The 10,422-nt window shown below is 73.9% G+C and carries 10 protein-coding genes and 1 pseudogene; 8 read left to right on the plus strand and 3 right to left on the minus strand.

Annotated features, from left to right (window positions below):
- Nucleotides 1-26 precede the first annotated feature (26 nt).
- Nucleotides 27-1,385: a hypothetical protein gene (locus BIV25_RS37540; protein ID WP_071377019.1), complete on the plus strand. Its 1,359-nt coding sequence runs from the start codon at nucleotides 27-29 to the stop codon at nucleotides 1,383-1,385.
- Nucleotides 1,386-1,721: 336 nt separating this feature from the next.
- Here BIV25_RS37540 and BIV25_RS37545 read toward each other — a convergent pair whose 3' ends face one another.
- Nucleotides 1,722-2,333 (minus strand): TetR/AcrR family transcriptional regulator, encoded by a 612-nt coding sequence (locus BIV25_RS37545; protein WP_071377020.1) that lies wholly within the window; start codon nucleotides 2,331-2,333, stop codon nucleotides 1,722-1,724.
- 190 nt (nucleotides 2,334-2,523) lie between these two features.
- Between BIV25_RS37545 and BIV25_RS37550 the strand changes: the two genes are divergently transcribed.
- Entirely contained in the window at nucleotides 2,524-3,093 is a 570-nt protein-coding gene (locus BIV25_RS37550) for an ATP-binding protein (RefSeq protein ID WP_256257069.1), read from the plus strand.
- Nucleotides 3,094-3,169: 76 nt separating this feature from the next.
- Here BIV25_RS37550 and BIV25_RS50565 read toward each other — a convergent pair whose 3' ends face one another.
- Nucleotides 3,170-3,385 (minus strand): hypothetical protein, encoded by a 216-nt coding sequence (locus BIV25_RS50565; protein ID WP_143076769.1) that lies wholly within the window; start codon nucleotides 3,383-3,385, stop codon nucleotides 3,170-3,172.
- Nucleotides 3,386-3,490: 105 nt separating this feature from the next.
- Here BIV25_RS50565 and BIV25_RS37555 point away from each other — a divergent pair, with 105 nt between their 5' ends.
- The 3 genes and pseudogenes from BIV25_RS37555 to BIV25_RS37565 form a co-directional block, all read left to right on the plus strand.
- Nucleotides 3,491-4,738 carry a PP2C family protein-serine/threonine phosphatase gene (locus tag BIV25_RS37555; RefSeq protein ID WP_071377021.1) on the plus strand — a complete coding sequence of 416 codons (1,248 nt, stop codon included), beginning with the start codon at nucleotides 3,491-3,493 and terminating at the stop codon, nucleotides 4,736-4,738.
- Nucleotides 4,739-5,181: 443 nt separating this feature from the next.
- Entirely contained in the window at nucleotides 5,182-5,697 is a 516-nt protein-coding gene (locus BIV25_RS37560; RefSeq protein ID WP_071377022.1) for a PAS domain-containing protein, read from the plus strand.
- Nucleotides 5,698-5,836: 139 nt separating this feature from the next.
- Nucleotides 5,837-6,280 (plus strand): annotated as a pseudogene (locus BIV25_RS37565) (ATP-binding protein); the annotation flags it as partial.
- A 38-nt stretch (nucleotides 6,281-6,318) separates the two neighbouring features.
- On the opposite strand, the gene BIV25_RS37570 reads toward BIV25_RS37565, so the two are convergent.
- Complete coding sequence (locus tag BIV25_RS37570; protein ID WP_071377024.1) at nucleotides 6,319-6,846, minus strand: hypothetical protein; 528 nt, start codon at nucleotides 6,844-6,846, stop codon at nucleotides 6,319-6,321.
- A gap of 264 nt (nucleotides 6,847-7,110) precedes the next feature.
- Between BIV25_RS37570 and BIV25_RS37575 the strand changes: the two genes are divergently transcribed.
- The 3 genes from BIV25_RS37575 (at nucleotide 7,111) to BIV25_RS37585 (ending at nucleotide 10,055) form a co-directional block, all read left to right on the plus strand.
- A complete protein-coding gene (locus tag BIV25_RS37575; RefSeq protein WP_071377025.1) occupies nucleotides 7,111-7,779 on the plus strand; it encodes a hypothetical protein in 669 nt (222 codons plus the stop codon).
- A 462-nt stretch (nucleotides 7,780-8,241) separates the two neighbouring features.
- A complete protein-coding gene (locus BIV25_RS37580) occupies nucleotides 8,242-9,381 on the plus strand; it encodes a sensor histidine kinase (protein ID WP_177235547.1) in 1,140 nt (379 codons plus the stop codon).
- Nucleotides 9,378-10,055 carry a response regulator transcription factor gene (locus BIV25_RS37585; RefSeq protein WP_071377027.1) on the plus strand — a complete coding sequence of 226 codons (678 nt, stop codon included), beginning with the start codon at nucleotides 9,378-9,380 and terminating at the stop codon, nucleotides 10,053-10,055. Before BIV25_RS37580 ends, BIV25_RS37585 begins: the two co-directional genes overlap by 4 nt.
- Nucleotides 10,056-10,422: the final 367 nt, after the last annotated feature.

A 10,422-nucleotide genomic window follows, 5' to 3' on the forward strand; every position in this document is an offset into this window, starting at 1 on the left:
AGCCGAGTGCGACCCAGAGGCCGACCTTGACGATCAACAACAACGAATGGACTCTGCGGCCCGGAGCCCAGCGCAGGAGGACGGCCGGGTACACGGCTCGGACGGGCGAGGGGCGGCTGCGGCCGCGCGCCGCGTCGTGGACGGCGGGGGCGGGCGTCTTCCTGTTCGCGCTGGTCGGCGCGAGCGCGCCCAACCCGAACACGCTGAGGGCGCCGATCACCTGGCTCCGGCTGCCCGCCATGCCCGGCACCGTCTCCGAGGCGGCCATGGCCGCCGCCGTCGTGCTGTCGTGCGGCGGAACGCTCGCTCTGCTCCACGCGCACGGCAGAGGGTGGAGTCCCGATCCCCGCACCCTGTTCCGCGCGGGTGCGCTGGCCGTGCTCCTCTTCGCGAATCTCACCCCGGTCGGCTCCTCCGACACGGCGAGTTACGCCGCCTACGGTCGTATCGCCGCTCTCGGTGGTGATCCGTATGTGACGACCCCCGCCCAACTGGGCGGAGCCTACGCGCATTTGGTCGGCGACGCCTGGCGGAACTCCCCGTCGGTGTACGGGCCGGTCGCCACGTGGTGGCAGGCCGCCGCCGCATGTGTGGGCGGCAACCAGCCGTGGCTGACGATATGGGTGCTGATGCTCGCGAACGCGGCCGCCTTCCTGGGCGTCGGCCTCCTGCTGATGCGGACGGCCGAGGATCCGGTCCGGGCCGCGCTCCTGTGGAGTGCCAATCCGCTGCTGATCGGTGTGCTGGTCGGGGGCGGGCACCTGGACACCGTCGTCGCCGTCCTGGCGGTCTGCGTGGTCCACCTGGCGCGCGGCACCGGCGGAAGGCGCCGGGACCTGACCATCGGCGGCCTGGTCGGACTGGCCTGCGGCATCAAGGTCAGTGCCGCACTGCTCGGTGCCGGGGTGATCTGGCTGCTGCTGCGACGCGGTGCGTGGCGGCGGGCCGCCGACGTCGTGGGAACGGCCACGCTGACGACGGCCGTGCTCTACGGCATGTACGGCCTGCACGCCCTGGACCCGCTCTCCAAGGCCTCGCACATGGTGTCGATGCCGTCGTTGTGGGGCGTGTTCGAACACTATGCGACCGCTGCCGTCGGGCCCGGCGCGGCCACGGCGAGCATCAGCGTTCTGTGGCCCGTGCTGATGCTCGCCCTGGCCCTGGTACTCCACCGGCACGTTCCTGCGGGGGCCCCCGTCGTCGTCACCGTCCCCTTCGTGCTCTCCTTCGCCTGGATCATCGCGGCGCCATGGTCGATGCCGTGGTACGCGGCCCTCGCCTGCGCACTGGCGGCACTGTTCTGCCCCGTCCGCCTCTCGCAACTCCTCATCGTGGCCACCGCCGGCCTGGCCCTGTTCCACACCAGCGGCGGCCACGGGTGGTGACGCCGGCGTTGTCGGCCGGAACCATCCTGCTCGGCGCGCTCGGCGTCCTGAGTGGGCGGCTGATGCGACTCGGTGACGAGCCGGCGTCCGGCCGGGCTCCCGGGGCCGCACCGCTGCCCGGTGCGCTGCCGGCGTCCGGCGGCACCGGTCCGCAGGACGCGCACACGCCGGGCCGTCGCCTGGACGCCGGTCCGGCCGGTGTGAGAGCGGCCTGGCACGGCGATCCGGCCGAGTACCGGGACCGTGCTCGTCACAGCCCCGCCTGGCGCGCACCTGCCGTGGGCACGCGCTCCTGCTCGCCCCGCCGGTGGCGCTCGTGGTCCACGCCGGCGCCACTCAGCTCCGTGCGCTCTCCGGGATGTGCCAGCCGGGTTCGAGGGCGTCGAGGAGGGCACGGAAGGCGGTGTCGGCCTGTGCCCAGTGGCCGTCGGCCAGGGGGGCCATCAGGAGGCCGAGGCAGGCGTCGGTGAGGACGGTGGCCTGGGTCAGGGCCTGGTCCCGGTTCATGCCCAGGCCGTGGAAGACCGACGTGAGCAGGTCCGTCCAGTCGGTGACGATGTCGTGCATGACGGGTCCGTAGCGGTCCGGGTGGAGCACGCTGGCGCTCATGACCTCCAGGTAGAGGGGGAGTGTGGCGCGTACGTCGGGTTCGCCGAACTGTCGCCACAGCTCCTCCATGAAACGGCGCAGGCCCGCGGGGTCCGTGGGGGAGCCGGTCGTCTCGAGCGTGCTGCGGACGCGGAGGAGGGGGCGGCGTTCGAAGAGGGCGAGCGTTTCGGCGATCATGCGTTCCTTGGTGCCGAAGTAGTACAGGAGCATGCGGTCGCTGGTGCCGAGGTCCCGGGCCAGCGGGCGCAGGGAGAGATCCGTGAGGCCGTTGCGCAGCGCGTAGGCGCGGACACGGTCGAGCAGGGCGAGCCGTTTGGCCGGGTCGGGTGGGCGAGGCATGAGGGCTCCTGGATACGTGAGGGCGCTCCGATGACCGATTACTTACTTTTGAGAAGCTTTTGATGCTATTTACCGTAGCAGTCATTACGGCTATATTTGGGTGTAGCGGTTGCTACATGTACGGGCCCGGCCAGCGGCCGGCGCGTATCCCGTGGGCCGCTCACCATCAGCCCCCGAAGGATTGATCGCCATGGCCACCGACGCCATCGACATCGTCGGCCGTCCCGTCGGCCGTACCCTCGCCCGTCACCGGGAGAGCGGGTTGTCCCGCCGTGCCGCACCGTCGTGGTTCGCGAGGCAGTGGGCCATGTGGTCCCGCACGCTGGCGCCGCTGCGTCCGCTGGACGCTCCCCGTGGTCTGCCCACCGCCTGGGACGCCTCCTGGCCGTTGCCACGGGAACCGCTCTCGGCGGGCCGAGCCCGGCGGCTGGTGACCGCGCAGCTGGGCGACTGGGCGGTGAGCGACCTCGCCGACACGGCGGAGCTGCTGGTCAGCGAGCTGGTCACCAATGCCCTGCGGCACACGCGGGGCCCGCTCAGGCTCAATCTCCGGCTGCGTCAGGGCCGGCTGTTGTGCGAGGTCGAGGACACCGCGTCCACCGGTCCCGTGCGCGGCGCCGCCGGCCCGGACGCCGAGAGCGGCCGCGGCACGGAACTGATCGACCTGCTCGCGGACGCCTGGGGCAGCAGCCGGACGGCCACCGGTAAGAGCGTCTGGTTCGAGCTGCGGTCCGGGGGCCGGTTCCCGGACATGCCGTAGACACGGTGACGATGCGCCTCGGCAGCCTGAGCCGGTACCGGTGCCCGGAGTCGGGGGAGCGGCCCCGTGCGGTGGCTCACCGCCTGTGGTGCCTCACGTCGGTCAGCGCGTCGGCGAGCCGTACGGCCGGGTCGCCGGTGAACCCGGTGCCGTGACCGCCCGGTCGGCCGGGTGGAGATGCCGACGTCCCGGACAGGGCCCCGGTGGGCGTGTCGAGGACGTCGGTGTGATGAGCCGTCGGCACCACCAGGGTGTGCCCTGGAGCGAGGGGGCGAGCGGGGCGAACGCGCACGGACGACACCGCCGCACACCGGCAGCGCGCCACCGCCCGCCGTGATCGTGCGTGCCTGACCTGAGAGAGGACGCAAGCGGTGTGAGACTGGGCGCGGAAGGGGTGATGACCGTGTCGGATCCGCCGCACGCGTTCTCCGGGCCCGGCACCGCCGTCGACGAGGATCTGCTGGAGAAGCTGATCATCGAGGCGCAGTCGGCCCTGCCCTTCGAACTGCCGGCCCTGGCTCACCGGTGTGCCTTGGCGCTCGGCCTGGACATCGCGCTGATCTACCTCGTCGACCTGCAACAACGACTGCTCGTCCCCCTGGACGAGGCCTTGCGGCCGTTGCCGGTGGACCACTCGCCGGCCGGCTGGGCCTACCGCACGGTCTCCCCCCGGGTCGTCAACGGCGACGACGGCATGACCGTCTGGATGCCCCTGGTCGACGGCGCGGAGCGGCTGGGCGTACTGGCGGTGCGGGCCGCCTCGCCCGACCGGGTTCGGATGGGCCGCTGCCGGATGCTGTCCCATCTGTTCGCGATGCTGATCACCTCCAAGCGCGCCTACAGCGACTGGCTCGCAGCCCGCACCCGGACCGTGTCGATGGGGCTGCCCGCCGAGATGCTGCGGGCCTTTCTGCCCCCTCACACCGTGGGCAGCCGCAGGTGCGTGTCGACCGCGGTCCTGGAACCGGCGTACGACATCGCCGGCGACGCCTTCGACCACTCGGTGGTCAAGAACGTGCTGCACACCATGATCCTCGACTCCATGGGGCACGATCTGACCGCCGGCCTGAGCACCTCGGTCGCCATGGCGGCGGCGCGGAACGCCCGCCGGGGCGGCGGCGACCTCGCCGACGTCGTCGGCGCCGTGGACCAGGCGCTCGCCCGCTGGCTGCCCGACCACTTCTGCACCGGCGTGCTGTGCCGGCTCGACGCCGAGACAGGTGTGCTGCGCTGGGTCAACTGCGGGCACCCCTCGCCGCTGCTGATCCGCGGCGAGCGGGTGCTCGCCGGGGTGCTGGACAGTCCGCCGCAGCCGCCGATCGGCCTGGCCGGCCCGCTCGCCCCGGCCGTCCGGCAGGTCCACGAGACGGTGCTGGAACCGGGCGACTGCGTCCTGCTCTACACCGACGGGGTCGTGGAGGCGCGCGACGCGGACGGCGCGGAGTTCGGCCTCGACCGGTTCACCGACTTCATCATCCGCTCCAGCGCCGCGGGCCAGCACCCGGCCGAGGTGCTGCGGCTGCTCATCCACGCCGTCCTCGACTACCAGCGCAACCAGCTGCGGGACGACGTGACCATCCAGCTCTTCGCATGGTGCCCGCCGGCCGTCGGCCCTCGCGCTGTCGCGCCGGGCGAGGCTCCCTGACCTTCGGGGATCCCCGGCGAGACGCGCACGGGCGAGGGGAGAACGATGGGAACGGTAGAGGTGAGGCCAGGAGGCCGACGGGGCGGGAGGGGCCGTCACGGGCGCCGCAGGGCCCGCCCGGCCTCCTCGGCGGTGCCCGGGGCCACGGGGTCCGAGCGGGCAGAACGGGCGGTGACCGGCATGTGCGATGCCCCCCCCTCGGCGGGAGCCGTGACGCACCGCCCGGTCCGGCGGACCCGGCCACGGCGGTCGTCGACGACCGGGGGGTCGCGACGGGATGGAGCGCGGGCGCCGAGCGTCTGCTCGGCTACTCCCGCGCCGCGGCCGTCGGACCCCCCTCACCCGCCTGATCGCCTCCGAGGCGGGCCGCGGCGACGGCCTCGCGGCCCTGAACAGGCCCGGTACGTACGACGGCCCTGCTCCGGCACCGGGACGGCCGGCCGGTGCACGCGAGCGTGCGGGCCTGTCCGTCGGCCGACCGCACCGGCCGCGCCCAGCGGCTCCTCGTGGTGACGCCCCCGGAGCAGTCCCCGCCGGACCTGGTGACGGCCGACGAGGTGTTCGCCCGGTGCCGGCTGCCCGTGCTGCTGTACGACTCCGAGCTGCGGGCCGTACGGGCGAGCGCCGGTGCCGTACGGGAACTCGGACTGAGCGAGGAGCGGATGCGCGGCCGGCGCGTCACCGACATCCTGCCGCCCCACCTCTGCCACCGGGTCGAGGACGGCATGGGCCGCGTGCTCGCGACGGGCGCGGCGGAGCAGTTCCATGTCCGGGGCAGAACCCGGCCGGACGGACCCGAGAAGGTCTGGTCCGTCACCGCGTACCCGCCCACCACTCCGGCGGGGCAGGTACGGCACCCGGAGGTGTCCGCCCTCGACGTCACCGAGCAGCATCTGGCCCGGGAGCGGCTCGCGCTGCTGAACGACGTCAGCGCGCGAGTGGGCACACCCTGGACGTGATGCGCACGGCCCAGGAAATGGCCGACGTGACGGTGGGCCGGCTCGCCGACTTCGTCGCCGTCGACCTGCTCGACTCCCTGTGCCGCTCCGCGCAGCCCGCGGAGTCGAGCCGAGGCCGTCCACCGCGGGCACGGTCCCGCTGCCCGCGCGGCCGGAGGACGACGTCGCCCTGCTCGTCGCGCGGACCCGGGCGCTCGACACCGACCGGGTCGCCACCTGGGACCTGCCCTGCGATCCGGAGGCGGTGGCCCACGCCCGCGCACAGGTGCCGGCCCGGCTGGACGCCTGCCGCCTGCGCGATGCGGCGTTCACCGCCGAACTGGTGGTGAGCGAACTCGTCACGAACGCCATCCGCCACGGCCAACCGCCCATCCGGCTGCGGCTGATCCGCCGGACCGCGCTGATCTGCGAGGTCTCCGACGGCAGCGGCACCGCCCCGCATCTGCGCCGAGCCCGCACCTACGACGAGGGCGGCCGCGGTCTGCTGCTCGTCGCCCAGCTCGCCCAACGGTGGGGTACCCGCCACCACGCGGGCGGGAAGACCATCTGGGCCGAGATCGAACTCACCGGGCGGGACGAGTGAGGGACCGGCCCCGGGTGCGCGATGCGGGCTGCGGGACGCTACTCGGCCGCGGCGCCCAGCGTCCGGCGGCCGGCCGTCATCGCTCGTGCGGCGAGGCCGAGGGTGCGGGTGAGCGTCATCGCGACGGCCATGAACAGCAGCGCGTCGGTGAGGGCGTCGGCGGTCACCTGGTGCTCGGTCATCCAGCGGCCCAGCTGTGGGGCGAACCAGTGCGCGGAGCCGTAGGAGAAGGCGGCCCGCGCACCGGCCACCACGGTCCACAGCGCCGCGTAGGCGAGGCCCGCCCGGCTGACCGGCCCGCCGGTGGCGGGGCTGCGGTAGACGGTGGTGAAGGCCATCGCCAGCAGGCCGACGAGCAACCCCGCGAGGGCGGCGGTGACTTCGAGCGCCAGGCCGAAGCCGTGCGTGGCCGGGCTCTTGACGAAGAGCGGGACGATCGCGCCGGCCGTCAGCGCCGGCCGCAGGATACGCAGCCTGCCGATCCTGCGGTGGGGGCCGAGGTCCGCCTCCAGGACGGCGATCAGGACCGCACCGTTGATGATCATGGCTTGGGTGAGGGTGGACATGGGAGCACGAGCCTCTCTCGGTGGACGGCCTGGCCGGGGCGTGCGGCCGGTCCGCCCAGGCTCGTGTCCGGGGCGGTCGTGCGCGCCGTAGCAGGGGGTGACGCCCGGGGTGATCCTCGGTGCCGTGCGGTGGTACCGGTGGCGGGCGCCGGAGTCACCCCGCGGGTCACCGCCAGGGGTGACGCGGTGCCGTGCGGGCCCGCATAGCGTCGGCGCGAGCCGGCGGACATCCGGTCCGGCCGGCGCCCCGAGGGGAGTTCTGCGGTGAACGTCCTGCACGTACTGGCCGCGATCGGTGTCGTGATCTTCGTCATCGTGCGTCAGCTGAGCGGTGAACCACTGCGCGCCAAGCGGCTGATCCTGCTGCCCGCGATCCTGGCCCTCATCGGTTTCACCAGCCTCGGCAGGGGCGGCCGCCACCTGACGACGACCGATCTCGCCTGCCTCGTGATCAGCGCGGTGATCGCGGCCGGCATCGGGGCCGTCCAGGGGGCACTGATCCAACTGCGGCCGCGCGACGGCGTGTTGTGGGCGCGTATGCCGGTGCGGGGGCTGTGGCTGTGGCTCGCGCTGGTGGTCTCACGGGTCGTGATGACCTTCGTCGCCACGGCGCTCCACGCCCACGTGGCGGGCTCCTCGGCGCCGATCCTGCTCCTGCTGGGGGTCAACCGGCTCGGCCAGGCCGCCGTCGTCACGCCGCGTGCCCTCGCCTCCGGCGTGCCGTTCGCTCCGGAGAAGGACGGCCGCTCCGTCGACGTGCACGCCGTCCTGGCGGACCGGTTCGGCCGGGACGCCGGTGCACCGCCCGCCACCGACGGTGCGCACCGGCCCGCGCACTCGCGTACGACGCGCTCCTGCACCCGGTCGGAGCGAGGTGTCCCGCACGACCGGGACCGGCACCGCGACCGGGCCCGCCGCCGGAGCCGGCGATGACCGGTCAGGGAGCGCGCCGCGCGGTCCGTCAGTGCCGGGACGCCGGTGCACCGCCCGCCACCGACGGTGCGCACCGGCCCGCGCACACGGGTACGACGCGCTCCTGCACCCGGTCGGAGCGAGGTGTCCCGCAGGACCGGGACCGGCACCGCGACCGGGCCCGCCGCCGGAGCCGGCGATGACCGGTCCTGGGCCGTGCCGCGCGGTCCGTCAGTGCCGGGACCCCGGTGCACCGCCCGCCACCGACGGTGCGCACCGGCCCGCGCACACGGGTACGACGCGCTCCTGCACCCGGTCGGAGCGAGGTGTCCCGCACGACCGGGACCGGCACCGCGACCGGGCCCGCCGCCGGAGCCGGCGATGACCGGTCAGGGAGCGCGCCGCGCGGTCCGTCAGGAGGCGAACTGCCGGGAAACCGCCGTACGGCCGTCGCATCGGTATCCTGCGCATGTGCTGCGTACGGTGTCATGGCTTTTGCGGAGCGGCGCGTACGTGTTCGTCGGCGTGGTGGCGTTCACGGGCCCCGGGCCCGGGGTGACGGCCCGGGCCGTGGCCGCGTACGCGATCGGTGGCCTGGCCATGCTGCTGTGGGGGCTCACCGACGCCTTCGGCGAGCGCCCCGCCGGGCAGATGCCGCGGATGCAGGGCCTCTTCGCCGTCGCCGCCGTCGTCTGCGGTTACGCCGGCGCCTTCGCGCACACCGGAGCACTCGTGGCGATCTCGCTGATGCTCATCATGGACCTGGGCACCGAGTCGCGTCTTCCGGTGGGCTGGGCGGTGGCGGGGTGCACGGTGGTGGCCATCGAGACCGGGGTCCTGGTCGCCCGGGCGAGCGACGGGCTCGCACTGGGCTATCCGATGCTGGTGGTGATGGTGCTGATCGCCAGTCACAACCGGCGCGCCTACCGGGTGCGCGCCGAGCAGTCGGCCGCCCTGCTCGCCCAGACCGAACTGCTCCGCGCCGAGCAGCGCCGGGTCGCCGTCCTGGACGAACGCACCCGGATCGCCCGCGAGATCCATGACGTCCTGGCCCATTCGCTCGGCGCGCTGAGCATCCAGATCCAGGCCGCCGGCGCTCTGTTGACGGACCATCAGGACATCGACCGGGCCGTCACCGTACTCGCGGAGGCCAGGCGGCTGACCGCCGACGGGCTCACCGAGACCCGCCGCGCGGTGCACGCCCTGCGCGCCGACATCGCACCGCTCGACGAGGAACTGGCCACCGCCGCGGACATCCACCGGCAGCGGCACGGCGGCGCGGTACGGCTGAGCGTCCGGGGCGAGCCCACGCCGCTCTCCCCGGACCAGGCACTGCCCCTCTTCCGCACCGCGCAGGAAGCCCTGACCAACGCCGCCAAACACGCCCCCGCGCAACCCGTGGAGGTCACCCTGACCTACCAGGACGATCACGTGAGTCTCACCGTCGACAACCCCCTCGCCCGGCCGGACCCCGGGCGCACCGGCGACCGGCCGGAGTTCGCCACCGTCGACGGCGGCTACGGCCTCACCGGCATGCGCGAGCGCCTCCTGCTGCTCGGCGGGACCCTCGACGCGGGAGTGCGCGACGGACGGTGGCGCGTGCGCGCCGAGGTGCCGCGATGAGCACCCCCGCCGAGCGGCCGCTGCGGGTGGTCGTCGCCGACGACCAGGCAACCGTCCGCGAGGGGCTGGTCCTCATGCTCGGCCTGCTGCCGGACATCGACATCGTCGCTTCCGCGTCCGACGGCCGTCAGGCGCTCGACCGGGTCGCCGAGCACCACCCGGACGCGATCCTGCTCGATCTGCACATGCCGGTGCTCGACGGCACCGAGACCACCCGCCGGCTCACCGCCGAGCACCCCGAAGTCGCCGTCGTCGTGCTGACCACCTACGCCGACGACACCTCCGTGCTGGAGACGCTCAGGGCCGGGGCCCGCGCCTACCTCACCAAGGACGCGGACCGCCTGCACATCGCCCGCACCCTGCACAGTGCCGTCGCGGGGCTCTCCGTCCTCGACCCCAAGGTGCACGCCACGCTGCTCGCCGCGGCCGCGCACCACCCCGGCCCGCCCGCGCGGCCGGACGCCGCCGAGCGGGAGCTGCCGCACGGACTCACACGCCGGGAGGCGGAGATCCTCACGCTGATGGCGCGGGGCATGACCAACACCGAGATCGCCGACACGCTCTTCCTCAGCGGCAACACCGTGAAGACCCACATCAACCGGATCTTCACCAAGACCGCCTCGCGCGACCGCGTCGCGGCCATCCGCTACGCCCGCGACCACGGGCTGGACTGACCACCCGGACGGACGAGCCGGCTGCGCCGGTCCGTACCTGGTCTCACTCGTTCGGGGGCAGGGGAAACGCCGGGCGGGAATCGGGTGGCGAGGGGGCGGCCGGATGGGCCGGCGTGAGGCCGACCGGCGTGGAAACGCCCAGGTGAGCCGGGGTACGGGAGGGTGGGCGCGAGTCCGGGCACCAGGGTGTGACGCCTGGTGCCCGGACCCGGTGGTGCGTGTACGGCGTGCGGATTGTCGGACAATGGTGGGGATCGGGGTCCCCGGCCCGATTGCGGCGGGCCGGGGCCTCATCTGTGCTGCCGCCGTCCGATCAGTCGTCCCAGCCGCCGCCCTCGCCGCCCTCGCCACGGCCGCCCTCGCCACG

It is taken from the genome of Streptomyces sp. MUSC 14 (assembly GCF_001866675.1).
GTDB lineage: Bacteria > Actinomycetota > Actinomycetes > Streptomycetales > Streptomycetaceae > Streptomyces.

Excerpts from the sequence above, each read along its gene's own strand:
- BIV25_RS37545 (WP_071377020.1), bottom strand. The coding sequence starts at position 2,333 with ATGCCTCGCCCACCCGACCCGGCCAAACGGCTCGCCCTGCTCGACCGT.
- BIV25_RS37570 (WP_071377024.1), bottom strand. The coding sequence starts at position 6,846 with ATGTCCACCCTCACCCAAGCCATGATCATCAACGGTGCGGTCCTGATC.
- BIV25_RS37555 (WP_071377021.1), top strand. The coding sequence starts at position 3,491 with ATGACCGTGTCGGATCCGCCGCACGCGTTCTCCGGGCCCGGCACCGCC.
- BIV25_RS37585 (WP_071377027.1), top strand. The coding sequence starts at position 9,378 with ATGAGCACCCCCGCCGAGCGGCCGCTGCGGGTGGTCGTCGCCGACGAC.
- BIV25_RS37550 (WP_256257069.1), top strand. The coding sequence starts at position 2,524 with ATGGCCACCGACGCCATCGACATCGTCGGCCGTCCCGTCGGCCGTACC.